The 16,976-nt window shown below is 41.6% G+C and carries 12 protein-coding genes; 10 read left to right on the forward strand and 2 right to left on the reverse strand.

Annotated elements, in window-relative coordinates; genetic code table 11:
• The first annotated feature begins 88 nt into the window (after positions 1 to 88).
• Positions 89 to 5,137 carry a WD40 domain-containing protein gene (locus AC1F2U_RS31255; RefSeq protein WP_480264647.1) on the forward strand — a complete coding sequence of 1,683 codons (5,049 nt, stop codon included), beginning with the start codon at positions 89 to 91 and terminating at the stop codon, positions 5,135 to 5,137.
• A gap of 110 nt (positions 5,138 to 5,247) precedes the next feature.
• Here AC1F2U_RS31255 and AC1F2U_RS31260 read toward each other — a convergent pair whose 3' ends face one another.
• Positions 5,248 to 5,595 carry a hypothetical protein gene (locus tag AC1F2U_RS31260; protein ID WP_480264648.1) on the reverse strand — a complete coding sequence of 116 codons (348 nt, stop codon included), beginning with the start codon at positions 5,593 to 5,595 and terminating at the stop codon, positions 5,248 to 5,250.
• A 787-nt stretch (positions 5,596 to 6,382) separates the two neighbouring features.
• Between AC1F2U_RS31260 and psbO the strand changes: the two genes are divergently transcribed.
• The 4 genes from psbO (at position 6,383) to AC1F2U_RS31280 (ending at position 10,031) form a co-directional block, all read left to right on the forward strand.
• A complete protein-coding gene (gene psbO, locus AC1F2U_RS31265) occupies positions 6,383 to 7,219 on the forward strand; it encodes a photosystem II manganese-stabilizing polypeptide (RefSeq protein WP_480264649.1) in 837 nt (278 codons plus the stop codon).
• Between the two features lie 767 nt (positions 7,220 to 7,986).
• The gene (locus AC1F2U_RS31270; RefSeq protein WP_322713663.1) at positions 7,987 to 8,763 is read left to right on the forward strand and encodes an RNA polymerase sigma factor SigF; all 777 of its coding nucleotides are present in this window, start codon (positions 7,987 to 7,989) and stop codon (positions 8,761 to 8,763) included.
• A gap of 162 nt (positions 8,764 to 8,925) precedes the next feature.
• Positions 8,926 to 9,777 carry a hypothetical protein gene (locus AC1F2U_RS31275; RefSeq protein WP_480264650.1) on the forward strand — a complete coding sequence of 284 codons (852 nt, stop codon included), beginning with the start codon at positions 8,926 to 8,928 and terminating at the stop codon, positions 9,775 to 9,777.
• A gap of 2 nt (positions 9,778 to 9,779) precedes the next feature.
• Positions 9,780 to 10,031, forward strand: a complete 252-nt coding sequence (locus AC1F2U_RS31280) for a hypothetical protein (protein ID WP_480264651.1) — start codon at positions 9,780 to 9,782, stop codon at positions 10,029 to 10,031.
• Positions 10,032 to 10,106: 75 nt separating this feature from the next.
• Here AC1F2U_RS31280 and AC1F2U_RS31285 read toward each other — a convergent pair whose 3' ends face one another.
• Complete coding sequence (locus AC1F2U_RS31285) at positions 10,107 to 10,271, reverse strand: hypothetical protein (RefSeq protein ID WP_480264652.1); 165 nt, start codon at positions 10,269 to 10,271, stop codon at positions 10,107 to 10,109.
• A 135-nt stretch (positions 10,272 to 10,406) separates the two neighbouring features.
• Between AC1F2U_RS31285 and glyA the strand changes: the two genes are divergently transcribed.
• From glyA to dxs, 5 genes are all read left to right on the forward strand, one after another.
• Positions 10,407 to 11,690, forward strand: coding sequence for a serine hydroxymethyltransferase (gene glyA, locus AC1F2U_RS31290; RefSeq protein WP_480264653.1), 1,284 nt, complete (start codon positions 10,407 to 10,409; stop codon positions 11,688 to 11,690).
• A 111-nt stretch (positions 11,691 to 11,801) separates the two neighbouring features.
• The gene (locus AC1F2U_RS31295) at positions 11,802 to 13,052 is read left to right on the forward strand and encodes a competence/damage-inducible protein A (RefSeq protein ID WP_480264654.1); all 1,251 of its coding nucleotides are present in this window, start codon (positions 11,802 to 11,804) and stop codon (positions 13,050 to 13,052) included.
• 49 nt (positions 13,053 to 13,101) lie between these two features.
• Positions 13,102 to 13,302: a hypothetical protein gene (locus AC1F2U_RS31300; protein ID WP_480264655.1), complete on the forward strand. Its 201-nt coding sequence runs from the start codon at positions 13,102 to 13,104 to the stop codon at positions 13,300 to 13,302.
• Positions 13,303 to 13,542: 240 nt separating this feature from the next.
• Complete coding sequence (locus tag AC1F2U_RS31305) at positions 13,543 to 13,989, forward strand: hypothetical protein (protein WP_480264656.1); 447 nt, start codon at positions 13,543 to 13,545, stop codon at positions 13,987 to 13,989.
• A 751-nt stretch (positions 13,990 to 14,740) separates the two neighbouring features.
• Positions 14,741 to 16,648, forward strand: coding sequence for a 1-deoxy-D-xylulose-5-phosphate synthase (gene dxs / locus AC1F2U_RS31310; RefSeq protein WP_480264657.1), 1,908 nt, complete (start codon positions 14,741 to 14,743; stop codon positions 16,646 to 16,648).
• Positions 16,649 to 16,976: the final 328 nt, after the last annotated feature.

Consider the following 16,976-nt stretch of genomic DNA (forward strand, 5'->3'; position numbering starts at 1 on the left):
TCAATTGTCATTTGTGATTGGTCATTCGTTCACTAACAAATGACCAATGTCCCATATCTAATGCCCCATATCCAATGCCCCATATCCAATGACTAATGACAAACAGCTACGCGTCTACACCAAAGAAAATCAGCATACTTTACAAAGATTGATTAGAGCGATCGCGCTTTCCGAAGGTCAATTTGCTCTGATTTTAGTTCGATGCAACTATGGGCGATTACGCGAGCAAATGTTAGAGAATATTCGCTCGAATACTAAAGAAATTAATATCAGAGAAATCGTTCTCAATCCATCAACTACTTCTTTACACAGCACAATAATCTCAGAACTATCTTTAGATAATCCTGCCGTCCTTACAGACTCTTTACCGTCTGCTGTAATGATTTTCGGTATTGAATCAACTACCGACCTAGAAAACTTACTTACAGGTATCAACCAAGCACGAGATATCTATGCTACTACTTTTCCATTTCCACTAGTGTTGTGGCTACAGGATGAAGTAGCATCATTGCTTTCAAGATTAGCGCCTGATTTCAAAAGCTGGGCTGCAACCACTATTAAATTTGAAATGGCCAAAGCAGATTTAATTGCTTTGATCTCTCAAGAGGAAGAATCTCTATTTGAGAAAGTTTTAGAAGCAGGTGCTGAAACGTTTTTATCTAATGCTTTCCTAGATTTAGATCCTAAGTCACAACACCGCCACGAAATAGAATCAGCCCGTAATGATTTACTACGTCTGTATGGCGTTAAATTAACACCAGGATTAGAAGCTAGTTTAGAATTTGTGTTGGGGCGAGATAAATACGCCAACGATCAAATTAATGGTGCTTTAGCCAATTATCAAAGAAGCCTAGCATTATGGCAGCAGGAAGCAAGGAGAGTCGCAGAGTGGGAGAGTAATTCTTCTTTGCCTCTCTCATGTCCTCAACCTATGTCCCCTTCATCTTTACTCAAGCAAGCAATAGTACTATTCCACCTGGGGCTTTGTTATCACCGAATGGCAGACTTATACCAGAATACTAGTAGCTATTGCGAACATGCTCTGTCGTGGTTTAAACAATGCTTGGAGCTATTGGAGGAGGTACAAAGAGAAGACTTAGTTGCTAAATTCATTTTGCCTGCTTGTGAAATGCTACAACGTTTACAAGCCTGGGATGACTTAAAAGAATTAGCTCAAAAGTCATTACACCTACATAAAACTTATGGAACTCCCGCACAAGTTGCTCAAAATTATGGTTTTTTGGCAAATGTGGCGGCTTCAGAATCGAATTGGGTACTGGCTCATGAATTAGCAAATACAGCGCTTTCTATCTCCGAAGAAGTAACACAAGTTTCTTTGCGAGACGCTTTGCGAAGACGACGACAAGAAAGTTGGTATCTTCTATTGCTAGCACGCACACAACGGCATTTGGGTGAGTGTGAGGAAGCTATCAATAACTTGGAATGGGCGAGGGTAGTTTGTGAGCTACAACATCAGCCATTACTCTACTTAGAAATTTTAGAGGAACTGCGATCGCTTTACTTTTTTGAGTGTCATAACTATACAGAAGCTTTTAAGCTGAAGCAAGAAAAAATTAAAATAGAACATCAGTATGGGTTTCGTGCCTTTATCGGAGCAAGTCAATTACAGCCACAACGCCCTAGAATTAACCCAGTACTAGAACCTCACAAAATACCGTTTATTCCTGAAGAAATTGCTCAAGAAATATCTGCTTCTGGACGGCAACAAGATGTTAATCGCTTAATTGAAAGAATTGCCCGCGCTGACTACAAACTCACAGTTATTTATGGACCATCTGGTGTAGGTAAAAGTTCAATTCTCAAAGCCGGTTTAGTCCCAGCGCTCAAGGGAAAAGTTATCGGTGAACGCATTCCTATACCGATTGTTTTGTCTGTTTATACTGATTGGATAACAATCTTGAGCAGTAGTATTAACCAAGCATTAGCATACACAGGAATATCGGTTAATATTGACTCTACACCCACCATAATACTAGAAAGAATTCGGCTAGCATCTGAACGCAATTATACAATAGTTATCATATTAGACCAGTTTGAAGAATTTTTCTTTGTTAGTAATCCTCCTACACAAAGAATAGAATTCTATAAATTTTTTAGTGAATGTTTAAATATTTCTTATGTAAAAATTATTCTTTCATTACGAGAAGACTACTTACATCATTTATTAGAGTTTGAACGTTTGAGTCAGAAAAATAGTACTGGCTTATATGATTTAGGAGTAATTAATAAAAATATTCTTGATAAGGATATTCGCTACTATTTAGGAAAATTCTCTAGTCGAGATGCTAAAGCCATAATTCACAGTCTGACTCAACGTTCACATTATGAACTAAGTGAGGAATTAATTAACCGATTAGTCCAGGATTTGACCGGAGAACTAGACGAAGTACATCCAATTGAATTACAAATAGTCGGTGCTCAACTACAAATAGAAAACATTACAACACTTGCAGAATATAAGCTTTGTGGTGGCTCGGCAAAATTGGTGGAACGCTGGTTAGGGGAAGTTATCAAAGACTGCGGTCAAGAGAATGAAGAGCTGAGTTGGAAATTATTATTTGAGTTAACAGATGAAAAGGGGACGCGACCTTTAAAAACCAAAGCTGATTTAGCGGCTGCATTAGTTAATAATTATGATATAGATACGATATCAAGCTTTGATAAAGTTGGAGAACTAATTTTAGAAATATTGGTGGGTTCAGGCTTGGTATTGCGAGTTAGAGAAGAGTTAGGCGATCGCTACCAGTTAGTTCACGATTATTTAGTTGAACCAATTCGCCAAAAAAATAACTATGGTATGCTCGCCGAATTAGAAAAAATCAAACTTGAAAAAACTAGAGCGGAAGCAGCCCAACAACTTAGTCAAAAGCAACTAAATTTGGTATTGCAACGACGACTGCGGGAAGCACGGATAGCAGGTGCAATCCTAGCAATTATGGGGGGAACAATAGCAGCGTTATGGTGGCAAGCCGACTTACAAAAAATAGCAGCAATCCGTCAAACTCTAAGAGCTGAACGTAGTGAAACCAACTTGAAAATTAGTGGAATCACTGCTGCTAGCGAAGCTCTGTTTGCATCTAATAAAGAATTTGATGCCCTCCTAGAAAGTTTACGGGCTTGGAGAGGACTTAAACAAGCAGATGGAGTTCAGCCAGATACCCGAATGCGGGTGGTAACAGCACTGCAACAGGCAGTTTACGGGGTAACTGAGGTTAACCGCTTGGAAGGGCACACTGATATCGTCTGGGGAGTGACTTTTAGCCCAGATGGTAAACTGCTAGCATCAGGTAGTCGAGATCAGACAGTGAAACTTTGGCATCCTGACGGTACTTTACTCCAAACCCTCAAAGGTCACACTGATGCTGTTACTTGTATAAGTTTTAGTCCTGATGGTCAAACCCTAGCCTCCGCTAGCCTTGACAAAACAGTGAAAATCTGGCACAAAAACTCGGTTACAGGTGAATTTGACCCCAAACCATATAAAACCCTGAGAGGACATGAAGATTGGGTTTATAGCGTTAATTTTAGTCCTGATGGCGAGTTATTAGCTACTAGCAGCAAGGATAAAACCATAAAACTCTGGCGCAAAGACGGTAGCTTAGTAAAAACACTGAGAGGACATAAAGGGTGGGTTAACTGGGTAAACTTCAGTCCTGATGGTCAATTTATCGCCTCAGCCAGCGACGACAAAACAGTGAAAATCTGGCGACGAGACGGTAGCCTTGTTACGACTTTGCAGGGACATAAGCAAGGTGTGATTGTGTCTATTTTCAGCCCAGACGGTAAATTCCTGGCGTCAGCAGGTCGAGATCAGACAGTGAAACTTTGGCGGCGGGAAAATAACAGTAACAAAGACGGTTTTGGCTTTTTTCCTTACAAAACTTTACGGCAGCATAGCGGTACAGTGTGGAGTTTGAGCTTTAGTTCGGATAGTAAAAAGTTAGCTTCTGCAGGTGAAGATAATACCATAAACCTCTGGAGTATCAGTGGTACTTTACTAAAAACCTTCAAAGGACACAGCGATGCTGTTGTTAGCATCGCTTTCAGTCCAAAAAACAAATTGCTAGCTTCAGGAAGTTTTGACAAAAGCGTGAAACTATGGAGTTTAGATGCTCCAAGACCGTCTATTCTTCAAGGGCATCGAGATCGAGTTTTAAGCGTTTCTTGGAGTCCCGATGGTCAGATGCTAGCTTCTGGTAGTAGCGATCGCACTGTCAAACTTTGGCAACGATACACCAGTAGTGGCGAGGTCAAAACTCGACTTTACAAAACTTTGGTGGGGCACACAAATAAAGTTCCTAGTGTCAGTTTTGACCCAAAAGGTCAAATGCTGGCTTCTGGAAGTTATGACAAAACTGTGAAACTTTGGCAGCTTGACGGTACTTTAATCATGACTCTCCACGGACATCGCGATAGTGTCATGAGCGTCAATTTCAGCCCTGATGGCCAGTTTTTAGCATCAGCTAGCAAAGATAAAACAGTGAAACTTTGGAACCGTGAGGGCAAGTTGCTCAAAACCTTAGTGGGACATCAAGGTTGGGTAAATAGCGTTAATTTCAGCCCTGATGGTCAGGTTTTAGCCTCTGCCAGTGACGATCAAACTGTGAAACTTTGGCGGCAGGATGGTACTTTGCTCAAAACTTTCTCGCCCCATGATAGCTGGGTATTGGGTGTCAGCTTTAGTCCCACTGACGAGTTGCTGGCTTCTGCTAGCTGGGATAACACTGTAAAACTGTGGCGACGGGATGGGACATTGTTAAAAACTTTATTAAAAGGGTACAGTGATAGTGTCAATGCCGTGACTTTTAGCCCCAATGGTGAATTACTCGCCGCCGCCAGTTGGGACAGTACAGTCAAACTCTGGAGCCATGATGGCAAATTAATTAAAAGTCTCAATAGGCATCGCGCTCCAGTATTAAGTGTTAGTTTTAGCCCAGATGGTCAAACATTAGCATCAGCTAGTGATGACAACACGATAATTCTGTGGAATTTACATCTTGAGGATCTGCTTGTTCGTGGTTGCGATTGGGTGGGTGATTACCTTAAGCACAACCACAATCTTGAAGAGCGCGATCGCCTTCTTTGTGATGGGATAACCCGTACAAACCCTTTTTAATTACAAATTACGAATTAGGTTGAAGCCTCAATGAGCAACCGCTTTTAGTTTAGTGGTTGATGAGGCGATCGGAGTTATTAATTCAGAACTAGAAATAAATTTCGAGCTAATCAGCCAAAAGAGCGATCGTTCTCCAAAACTTCATGGCTATTTTCTTCGGGAGCCTCTTGTGGCAAATTCATTAAAAAGGCTTGTAACCTCATGCGCTCAATGTAGGGCCAGCCTCCCTCAGACTCAATATCTTTCAGCAGTGAGTAAAGTTGGCGGCGGTTAACGGGTAAACTCTCTTGAAAAATCCCATCCCGGATCTCTCGGTGTAACTGCTCTAATTGTCGCAGCAAAGCCAAAATAGCTACAGTATCGCCTTCACAAGCTGTAGCGGCATCATACACCACAGTTGCGATCGCTTGCAGTTTACCAGACAACTTCTCTGATTCAATATTTTTGCGATCGTTCATCCCAACCTTTCCCTATAAATGAGGTCAACTCAAATTTACCGGAGATTTTCAATTTTCCCTAGTTTGTCAGTTGTCTCCCTGTTACCGGATTCCGTCATTTGCCTTAGTTAGGGGTGAATATAACTAGATTTGTATCTTTATCAAAAGCAATTGCGATCGCTCCAAAAAGAGCGTAGTAACCTTTAGCATAGGCTTTACAGAAACTAGATGCGATCGGGACGAGACTTTCTTGGATTTTGAGAACTTTGATTTTGAGTTAAAAAAAATCGTATGATCTGGCTGATTTACCCATCCAACAATGGGCTGTATGTAGTGGCGTCACATACATGATACAAAAAGACTTGGGCGACGACGCTTTTGCAATAAGCAAGAGCAAAGTGCGAAGCAAAAACCCCTGTTCGCACTTTTCAAGGCACAAGCATTTATGCTTCTCTGTGTGAGGCTTACTCATACACTGGCCCAACTCCAAACAAATGCCACCAACAGTAAAACTGCTGGTTTTTTGCTCCCCTAGTGACACACATCCAAAACGGATGCAGTGTTCTACTTAGTCTGGGGTTTACACTCCAAGCTCAAGAGAGCGACACGTTTAACTACGTTTAGCAGAGAAAAGTTTGAGCAGCGTCTGATAACTAGACACCCGAACACTTGCTTCAACTCTCTTAATCAGAGCAAAGCCGTGTCCGAACAAAGGTAGCTTTTCGCAGAGTAGCGGCTTCTCATCAGAGATCGAAGCTTCGATGCAGTTTTACAACTTAGATATTAATTTTTGAGATTGAGGTTGACCATGAGGTATCGCGCTTTAATTGTTGCATTCTTGGCTTTGTGCCTGGGACTAATAACCGCTTGTAGTGATGCTCCTACTACCAGTAGTGGTAGAGATGTACTCACTTACGATCAAATTCGCGGCACTGGCTTGGCGAACAAATGCCCCCAACTAGCAGAAACAAGCCGTGGTTCCATTCCCATTGATTCTAGTCAGTCTTATACCATCAAAGAACTTTGCTTGGAACCAACTAGCTTCTTCATCAAAGAAGAACCTGCTAATAAACGCCAAGAAGCAGAATTTGTTGCTGGCAAATTGTTGACCAGATACACTTCCACCATTGACCAGGTGCAAGGTAATCTAAAAGTCAACGCAGATAATAGCCTGACCTTTAAGGAAACTGATGGTCTTGACTTCCAAGCTATCACTGTGCAACTTCCTGGTGGTGAGCGAGTACCTTTCCTCTTCACCATCAAAAATTTAGTTGCTCAAAGCCAACCCAGCTTGACCAGTATTAACACCTCTACGGACTTTGAAGGCAGCTTTAAAGTTCCTTCCTATCGTGGTGCTGCCTTCCTAGATCCTAAAGGTCGTGGTGTCGTCAGTGGCTACGATAATGCTGTAGCTCTCCCCGCCCAAGCAGATGATGAACAACTTACCCGCACTAACGTCAAGCGTGCTGAAAATCTCAATGGCAAGATTTCTCTGCAAATCGCTAAAATAGACAGTTCTAGCGGCGAAATTGCTGGCACTTTTGAGAGCGAACAGCCATCTGATACAGATTTAGGTGCTGGCGAACCTAAAGAAGTCAAGATTCGTGGTCTATTTTATGGACGGGTTGAATCGACTCGTGGCTAAATCTTCAAAAGTAAGGCAACTGACTGGCACTCAAAACGACAATTCTGTAAGTATCAGACTTGATCGCAAAAGTTAAACTATCCACCCTCTTTTTTAAGAGGGTGGATAGTTTTTTTATAAAAATGGGGAAAAGTTAAATCTGAGTAAAATTGGGGGCAAAATAGCCTTGGCGATTGGGAAAATTCTTATCCCTCAGTCTTATGGGTGACTTGATTCATCTTTTTCACCTTTTCCCTTTCATTAAAACACTATAGACTTAAGTACAAAAAAGAGTGAGACGCCCTTTTTTTATTGGTTTGCGTAAATATACATAAGATTTTTTTTAAATTATTAGTAATTTTTAACTATTGGATAAATTTCAGTGGAACGATCGCGTAATTTTACTGTAAATCCAACTTTTGCTTGTGAAACAAAAGTTCGACTACTGTTGTTTCGTTTCTCTAAATTAACTTCATCATTAATTAATTCAAGTTAAGTACAATCTCGGTTTGATATTTAGTGATTAATTTTATATTTTATTTCTATGTGGTTCTAAAAAAGCTACAGGTTATACCAAAGATAAATAACCAACTAAATAATGATTTCGCCCATTTAAATTTTGCTCGATTGTCAAGTAACCTATGGAATTTTAATAGAAAGTCTTTATTATCTACCATAGTATTTGCTAGGAAATATATCGCAATATTTCATTTGATATTGTGCGATCGCGGCTTAATTTAAAAAGCGAATAATAATTGATTCTTTATTTGCTCAATAAACCCGGTGCTATGCCTACCACAGTCACCAATGAACTAAAGCACGAAATTTGGCAGTTGTTGCGAGAATATCAGCAATCTCCGTCAGAAAACATCCGCAATCAATTGGTAAAACTCAATTTTGGACTTGTGAGAAAAGAAGCTCACTATTGGACAAATCAATGTCATGAAACCTACGATGATTTGCTCCAGGTTGGATGTTTGGGTTTAATCAGAGCTATTGAAAGATTTGAAATTTCCAAGGGACATGCCTTCAGTTCCTACGCTCTTCCCTATATTCGGGGTGAAATTCAACACTATCTCCGAGATAAAGGTGTCACCGTGCGAATTCCTCGGAAATGGTTAGCGCTCCAACAGCAAGCAATAGGAGTATCACGTTCTTGGCGTGAAAAACACAATCGTCAACCAACCGACTCGGAATTGGCAGCAGCACTGGAAATTTCTCCAAACGAATGGCAAGAAATTAAATTAGCATGGGTCAATCGCGCTCCCTTAAGTCTTGATGTGCCAATCCAAGATGGAGAAGAAGGTTCTACCTGCTTGGGAGAATTGGTTCCAGATCCTCACTATCGCAGCTTTCAACTGGCACAAGAAGACCAACTTCGCTTACAACAAGCGTTGGTTCAGCTAGAAAAACGCACCCGCGATGTGTTGGAATGTGTGTTTTTGCAAGATTTGACCCAAAAACAAGTTGCAGAACATCTGGGCATCAGTGTAGTAACGGTTTCCCGTCGAGTTAAGAAAGGACTGGATTTAATGAAAGAGCTTATGGGTGTGGCAGAAGATTGACTGCAAAAAACAACCCGCAGTTATACTGGGTATACAGTGCTAAAAATAACCCTTAAAATGTAAAAAATTAGGTTATAAAGGGAACATACTTTGCCTTTTATCCAAATTTTAGGCATGTTGATTTCCACTTTTCAATTTTCTAATGGCTTTTGAGAAAGACTCATGGGCATAACTTCAAAAATTACAATTGCAGCTATTTTAACTTTGGCGCTCGCCGGATGTGCTTCTGAAGATACACCACAAGCCATTAATCCTGTGCCAGTTCCCAAAATAGCAAAAAAGTCGCCACCAGCGGCTCAATCCTTTAAGAATCCAGTGATACCGGCCAAACAGGTCTCACAAGTTAATCTTGCATCTGTTAGCTTGATTCAATCCACGAATGCTACAGAGCGGACACGAGAACTTGCGGTATCAAAAGCTCGAAGCGATCCTTTTGCACAACTTTTTGGGCAGACTATTCCCGGAATGGCTAAAACATCTGGAAGACCAGTTCCCGTGGTTCCTAAGCTACCTACTGCATCACTACCAGTACGAAAACTTCCAACACGCAGCATCGCTTTAAATCCAAAGAAAAACAACGTTTCTTCTGTACCAAAAAAAGTCAATCCTACCTTGACTTCAGTATTGCCTAAAGTTTTGCCTCAAGTTGTCCCCAACCCCGCTTTAGTCTCTGTATTACCACCGCCAGCACAGCCTGAGTTAGCAAGGGCAGTAGTTGTGACTGGTGTAGTTCTAATTAGTAAAGAACCACAAGCAATTATCAAAGTACCGGATGAGCCAACAAGTCGGTATGTACAAGCAGGACAGCGATTGGCAAATGGCGTACTGATTAAACGTATTGAAATGAATCAGGGCTATAATCCCATCGTGATTTTGGAACAATATGGTATTGAAGTTGCCAAAATGGTAGGGGAAGGGACTGTCAAATCAGCGTCGTCAGCTGCATCTGCTACCGGCAATGCGATTTCAGTGACAACGCCCCCCCAAAATACGTTTAATGTGGGAGCTTCATAAAGATGGAGACTAAGGAAAAAGTTGAATTCGCTGGTCTGCCTTTAGCTGTTTATAGAGAAATAGCAACTCATTTACGTCAAGTCGAAGGGGTGGAAGTGGATTTAATTCCCCAGTCATCCCAACAGTTTGATTACAATCAAAGTCAAATTGCTGGCTTGAGCCTCTCGTGGACAGCAAACTCTAGCTTAGAAAATCGGCAACGAGTTAACCAGATTTTGGCTTACTATCAAAATCGCTATATGAATTCTATTTGATTTTTTGATTTGTGAGAATTGCAACCCGCAGAACCCCAACTTATTTAATAAGTCGGGGTTCTTGTTGTTTATGAATCATTCTACAGAGCAGCGATCGCAGTAAGCATTATTTAACATAGGTTCATAGAGAATACTGTCTAACGACCTCACAACACGTAGCAAGGTGAGGATTTCAAAAAGCAACGTTATGATAATTAATGCATTAATCGAGCTTGGGTCTAATAATAAATAAGTTGGCACAAATAAACCTCCAGAGTACGGAGACGATTAATTGCCTCTGTACAGCAGTCAAAAACCATTGCTCTTGACTGTATATTTAGGTACTGCGTCCAACCAAAATCAGCCGTTGTACAAATTTCCATAAGGATAATTCAAGTGACTAGGACTAATTCAGACTTTCTTTCTTCCACCGACCCGGCGATCGCAGGGTTAATCAATGACGAACTACAGCGTCAACAAGACCATTTGGAATTGATTGCTAGTGAAAACTTTACGTCTGCTGCTGTACTGGCGGCTCAAGGTTCGGTACTGACAAATAAATATGCTGAGGGATTACCTGGTAAACGCTACTATGGCGGTTGTGAGTTTATCGACAAAATTGAGCAATTAGCGATCGACCGTGCTAAACAGATATTTGGTGCTGCTCATGCGAATGTGCAACCCCATTCTGGTGCACAAGCCAATTTTGCTGTGTTCCTATCACTCCTAGAACCAGGGGACAAAATTATGGGGATGGATTTGTCTCATGGGGGACATCTTACCCACGGTTCTCCTGTAAATTTTTCAGGTAAGTGGTTCCAAGTTAGCCACTACGGTGTCAGTCAACAAACAGAACAACTTGACTACGATCAAATTCGCGAGCTGGCGCTGAGGGAGCGTCCTAAGCTCTTGATTTGTGGTTATTCAGCTTATCCACGTGTAATTGACTTTGAAAAATTCCGTAGTATTGCTGATGAAATTGGCGCTTACTTACTAGCCGATATTGCTCACATTGCTGGTTTAGTTGCCACTGGTCTTCATCCCGACCCCATTCCTCACTGTCACGTGGTAACAACAACTACCCATAAGACTCTACGCGGCCCTAGAGGTGGTTTAATCTTGACTGGCGACGCAGAACTAGGTAAAAAGCTAGATAAATCTGTTTTTCCTGGCAGCCAAGGCGGGCCATTGGAACACGTTATTGCTGCCAAGGCAGTAGCTTTTGGAGAAGCCCTCAAGCCTGAGTTTAAAACTTATTCTGCCCAAGTGATTGAAAATGCTCGTGCTTTGGCCGAACAACTGCAAAACCGTGGTTTAAAGTTAGTATCTAACGGTACTGACAACCATTTAATCTTGGTAGATTTACGCTCTGTAAGTCTAACTGGGAAGCAGGCAGATAAGTTAGTCAGTACCGTGAATATTACTGCTAACAAGAATACTATTCCCTTCGATCCGCAATCGCCATTTGTTACCAGCGGTCTGAGGTTAGGTTCGCCAGCAATGACCACGCGGGGCTTAGGAGTAGCAGAATTTACCGAGATTGCCAATATTATTAGCGATCGCCTACTTTCTCCAGATTCTGATGTAGTAACCCAAGATTGTCGGCAACGGGTAGCGGCATTGTGCGATCGCTTCCCCTTATATCCTCACCTGGAAATTCCTGTACCAGCATTAGCCTGAGATGATAGTTAGGAGTTGAGAGTTAGGAATGATGAGTTTTAAGTTTTAAACTCCTAACTCCTAACTTCTAACTCCTAACTCCTAACTCCTAACTTCTTACTATTCCTTCCAATGAGTGCAGAAATTATTTGTGTTGGTACTGAACTATTGCTAGGAGATATCCTCAACGGCAATGCTCAATTTTTGGCGCAACAATTAGCCCAACTAGGTATTCCCCACTACTATCAAACAGTAGTTGGGGATAATCCAGAACGGTTGAAGCAAGTTATAGAAATTGCTATTTCCAGAGCGCAAATTCTCATTTTCACTGGTGGACTCGGCCCCACCCCAGACGATCTCACCTGCGAAACCATCGCCGATTTTTTTAAAGTCCCTTTGGTAGAACGTTCTGACATCATCGAAGACATAACGCAGAAATTTGCCCAACGCGGTCGGGTTATGTCGCCAAGTAACCGCAAGCAGGCTTTGATTCCCCAAGGTGCAGAAATTCTACCCAACCCCACTGGAACAGCACCCGGCATCATTTGGCAACCTCGTCCTGAAATCACTATTTTTACCTTTCCCGGTGTTCCCAGTGAAATGCACGTGATGTGGGAAGAAACAGCTGTGCCATTTCTCAAAAGTCAAGGTTGGGGTAAAGAAATTATTTACAGTCGGAGTTTAAAGTTTTGGGGTATTGGTGAATCTGCTTTAGCGGAAAAGGTTGCTTCGTATTTAAAGTTGCCAAATCCCACAGTCGCCCCTTATGCAGGTAAAGGGGAAGTTAGATTGCGAGTTTCTGCAAAAGCAAATTCAGAAGCAGCCGCAGAAGCCCTAATTGCGCCCATTGAAAAACAACTTAAAGAAATTGCCGGACTGGATTTTTATGGCGTTAATAATGATACTCTTGCTTCCGTAGTTGGTCAGTTGTTGCGGGCATCAAAAGAAACGCTTTCGGTGGCAGAATCTTGCACTGGTGGCGGTTTAGGGCAAATGTTGACTGAGATTTCTGGGAGTTCTGATTACTTTTGGGGTGGAGTAATTTCTTATGACAATTCGGTAAAGGTTAAGCTGCTGGGGGTTAACCAGGAAGATTTAGATAAATTTGGGGCGGTAAGTGCTACTGTTGCAGAGCAAATGGCTGTTGGAGTCAAAACCCGCCTTGCAACAACTTGGGGATTAAGTATTACTGGAATTGCTGGTCCAACCGGAGGGACAGATACAAAGCCAGTGGGTTTAGTTTACGTTGGTTTAGCCGGGCCAAAGGATAAAGTGACAAGTTTTGAGTATCAGTTTGGTACTGTACGAGGTCGGGCTTTAATTCGTCATGTGAGTGCAAATGCAGCGTTGGATAATCTGCGCCGGAAGTTGTTGACGAGGTAGCAGGTATATTATGTTTGTCATACAATCTGTATGACAAACGAACCTAACGATGCGAATTAATGCACGATTAGATGACGAGTATGCCGATCAACTAGCCTTTATTCAACAGCAGATTAATCAAGCAGTAACGGATGTGATTAAGTCTGCTATTGAGTTGTATTACCAGCAGCTTTTCGGATGTTGGATTGGACTGAAGAAAAAATCAGAACGCAAACGCCTCAATCGTAAAAATTCAGTTGCGATGGCGTAACCGCTCGCTGGAAGCGATCGCAAGTTAATTAACTGAAGGGCATCGCGGATGTTCAAAAACTGTAAACTGTTTAATTCTACGTTTAATCCCCCAGAAATAATCTTTACTCAAAATTCAATCTATCAAAATAGTGAATTCATTTCATAACTATTGATGCCAGAACTTCTATCTAGGGATCGATATCGCTAACAAGCAAAATGAAGTAAAAATAGTATACTAAATCACATGAGATTGTATTGTATGAAATCCAATTATGTTGCAAAACAGCTTTCCACCGTAAAACGTTGGATGGCCACAGCGCTGTTTTGTATGTTAGCGATCGCTTTCGTTTGGCAAGGTGCATTTTTCTCGAATACCTCAGCACTAGCCGATCCAGCTGCAACCTTGATTGCATCCTCAGACGCAAGCGATCGCGCTCAAGAGAAAGCTAGTAGAGATGCTGGACGAACCAAAAATTTCATTGATGATACAGCAGACAAAGTTAAGGACGCTGCCAAGAGCAATGCCAGTAAAGTTGACCAAGCAACAGACAATGGTAGCTTTGCTGAACGCAAAGCAAAGAAAGATGCCGCTACAATTCAGAGAAGAGCAAATGAAGATGCATCTCGGACTAAAGAAGCAGTAGACAACACTAAGAATGTTGTTGAACGTACTGTTGAAAACATTAAAGATGCTTTTGGTAAATAGAGATATAGATATACCAATCCTATTGGATTTGTAAAAATCGAAAGCTTTAAATTTCCGACTTCTTAAAGAGGTCGGAAATATTGTTGTTTGCGAGTAATTTCGAAAACATCTAAGCTTACATCAATATTATTACAGCAATTTACAGGTAGTTAAACATTATGGTACGGTAACACAGATAGCTCTGCATTCCGATAAAAGATTGTAGTTAATGGCTCGTTTCCAGTTGGAGACTCTTAACGAGATATATACTAATAAATGAAGTTAGATAAAGTAATCAAGTAGCTTTAGATACATATTTGTCACAGTTATAAGAACTAGCGATCGTTGATAAAATTAGCTGCTGTCACCGAATAAAAGTAGAAACTATAGTTAAATATTTACTAGCAATTATGCTAGATATGTAGCTGTAAATAAAATATTTGATTTTCGTTTGTACTAACTTAAAATGGCAAAATTGAGTAATCTGCTTAGGGAACTTCCGCAAATTGCTCTTAAAAAACTTGTTTTTATATACGCATTACAAGCAATTTTTAAGTAGCATTACCCATGAGAAAATGTGTTATAACTTTAACTGATTGCAATCTTGTTTGACGAATTGTTAATGGTTAACAAATTTTTCACCATCGTCAATTAAGAAGTTATACTTTCCACTACAACTTAGTAACAATGTAAGAGTTTGATTCTGTAGACAACCCGACCGTGGGAAAATCAAAATACCGAGACTCGAAGTTAGAGAGGAAAACCTTATAATATGCATCTGAGCGAAATCACCCATCCTAATCAGTTGCACGGTTTATCTGTTCGCCAACTGCAACAGATTGCCCGTCAGATTCGAGATAAGCATCTTCAAACAGTAGCAGTTAATGGTGGACACTTGGGGCCAGGGTTGGGTGTTGTCGAATTAACACTAGGACTTTACCAAACACTGGACTTAGATCGAGATAAAGTGATTTGGGATGTAGGACACCAGGCTTATCCCCACAAACTGCTTACAGGACGTTACGATCGCTTCCACACCCTCAGACAAAAGGACGGAGTTGCGGGCTATCTGAAACGGGGTGAAAATAAGTTTGACCACTTTGGGGCTGGACACGCTTCTACAAGTATTTCAGCAGCTTTGGGCATGGCTTTAGCGCGAGACTTGAAAGGGGAAAAATTTAAAGCCGTTGCTGTGATTGGCGATGGCGCACTCACTGGAGGCATGGCTTTAGAAGCGATCAACCATGCCGGACACATGCCAAAAACTAACCTGTTGGTTGTTCTCAATGACAACGACATGTCCATATCTCGCAACGTCGGCGCGATTCCTCGCTATCTCAACAAAATGCGCCTCAGCCAACCGGTGCAATTTATTAAAGATAATCTTGAGGAACAGTTTAAGCAAATTCCTTTCGTGGGTGAATCCCTCTCACCCGAACTCGGACGCATCAAAGAAGGTATGAAGCGTTTGGCTGTTCCGAAGGTAGGTGCAGTTTTTGAAGAACTCGGCTTTACCTACATTGGACCAGTGGATGGGCATAATCTTGAAGAATTGATTGCTACCTTCCAACAAGCACATCAGATACCAGGCCCAGTTTTGGTACATGTAGCAACAGTAAAAGGCAAAGGTTATGAAATTGCCGAACTAGATCAAGTTGGCTACCACGCTCAAAGCCCCTTCAACGTCGCAACTGGCAAAGCCATTCCTTCTAATAAACCCAAACCCCCGGCTTATGCCAAAGTCTTTTCTCACACTCTGGTAAAACTTGCCGAACAAAACCCGAAAATCGTCGGCATTACTGCGGCTATGGCAACGGGGACAGGTTTAGATAAACTTCAAGCAAAACTGCCGAATCAATATGTAGATGTCGGCATTGCGGAACAACACGCAATTACCTTAGCAGCTGGACTTGCAACCGAAGGAATGCGCCCCGTTGCGGCTATTTATTCCACCTTCTTGCAACGCGCCTACGATCAGATAATTCATGATGTCTGCATCCAAAACCTGCCAGTATTCTTCTGCTTGGATCGGGCGGGAATCGTCGGATCTGATGGCCCCACCCACCAAGGTATGTATGATATTGCCTATCTACGTTGCATTCCCAACATAGTAATCATGGCCCCCAAAGACGAGGCAGAACTGCAAAGCATGGTAGTAACTGGTGTTGAGCATACCAGCGGCCCGATCGCAATGCGTTATCCTCGTGGCAATGGTTACGGCGTTCCCTTGATGGAGGAAGGCTGGGAACCTTTGGAAATCGGCAAAGGTGAGATTCTGCGTACAGGTGATGATGTGTTAATTGTTGCTTATGGCACAATGGTCTATCCAGGAATGCAAGCTGCTGAAATTCTCAGCGAACACGGCATTGAAGCAACTGTAATTAATGCCCGTTTCGTTAAGCCGTTGGATACCGAGTTGATTTTACCTTTAGCGAAGAAAATCGGCCGTGTTGTCACTTTAGAAGAAGGCTGTGTCATGGGTGGCTTTGGTTCTGCGATCGCCGAGGCTTTACTAGATGCAGATGTTCTCGTTCCTGTCAAGCGATTTGGTGTACCAGATGTATTGGTAGATCATGCTGAACCCAATGAATCTAAAACAGAACTAGGTTTAACTAGTCATCAAATAGCAGAGAGAGTATTGCAAGCTTTCTTTAAACGGCAACTATCTGCTGTGGTTTAGTTTACTTATCAACAGTATTATCTAAAAATAACCCCTATAAAAGGGGTTATTTTTATGAGAATATTAGCGATCGCTATTTCTACTCACTCTTCACCAATTGCAATAATTTGATAATTACATCGTTTCCTGTGTCTGGGGATTGAACATCAAATCTTTCCTCGCCTTGTTTTGTTCCAGACACAAACAATAGCTGATTGTACGCAGGGTAAGCGCATCTAATTTTGTGCTTAAGAATACAGATTATTTTACTGTAGTAAGAGTGATGCACTAAATAGGAGCATGAAATGTGTTGAGTAGTACGCTAATAAGCAAAGCGTTTAGTCACATG

The organism is Nostoc sp. LEGE 12454, assembly GCF_056620565.1.

Coding starts and splice junctions, on each gene's coding strand:
- psbO (WP_480264649.1), top strand. CDS start 6,383: ATGAGGTATCGCGCTTTAATTGTTGCATTCTTGGCTTTGTGCCTGGGA.
- AC1F2U_RS31275 (WP_480264650.1), top strand. CDS start 8,926: ATGGGCATAACTTCAAAAATTACAATTGCAGCTATTTTAACTTTGGCG.
- AC1F2U_RS31300 (WP_480264655.1), top strand. CDS start 13,102: ATGCGAATTAATGCACGATTAGATGACGAGTATGCCGATCAACTAGCC.
- AC1F2U_RS31260 (WP_480264648.1), bottom strand. CDS start 5,595: ATGAACGATCGCAAAAATATTGAATCAGAGAAGTTGTCTGGTAAACTG.
- dxs (WP_480264657.1), top strand. CDS start 14,741: ATGCATCTGAGCGAAATCACCCATCCTAATCAGTTGCACGGTTTATCT.
- AC1F2U_RS31280 (WP_480264651.1), top strand. CDS start 9,780: ATGGAGACTAAGGAAAAAGTTGAATTCGCTGGTCTGCCTTTAGCTGTT.
- AC1F2U_RS31270 (WP_322713663.1), top strand. CDS start 7,987: ATGCCTACCACAGTCACCAATGAACTAAAGCACGAAATTTGGCAGTTG.
- AC1F2U_RS31305 (WP_480264656.1), top strand. CDS start 13,543: ATGAAATCCAATTATGTTGCAAAACAGCTTTCCACCGTAAAACGTTGG.
- AC1F2U_RS31255 (WP_480264647.1), top strand. CDS start 89: ATGACTAATGACAAACAGCTACGCGTCTACACCAAAGAAAATCAGCAT.
- AC1F2U_RS31295 (WP_480264654.1), top strand. CDS start 11,802: ATGAGTGCAGAAATTATTTGTGTTGGTACTGAACTATTGCTAGGAGAT.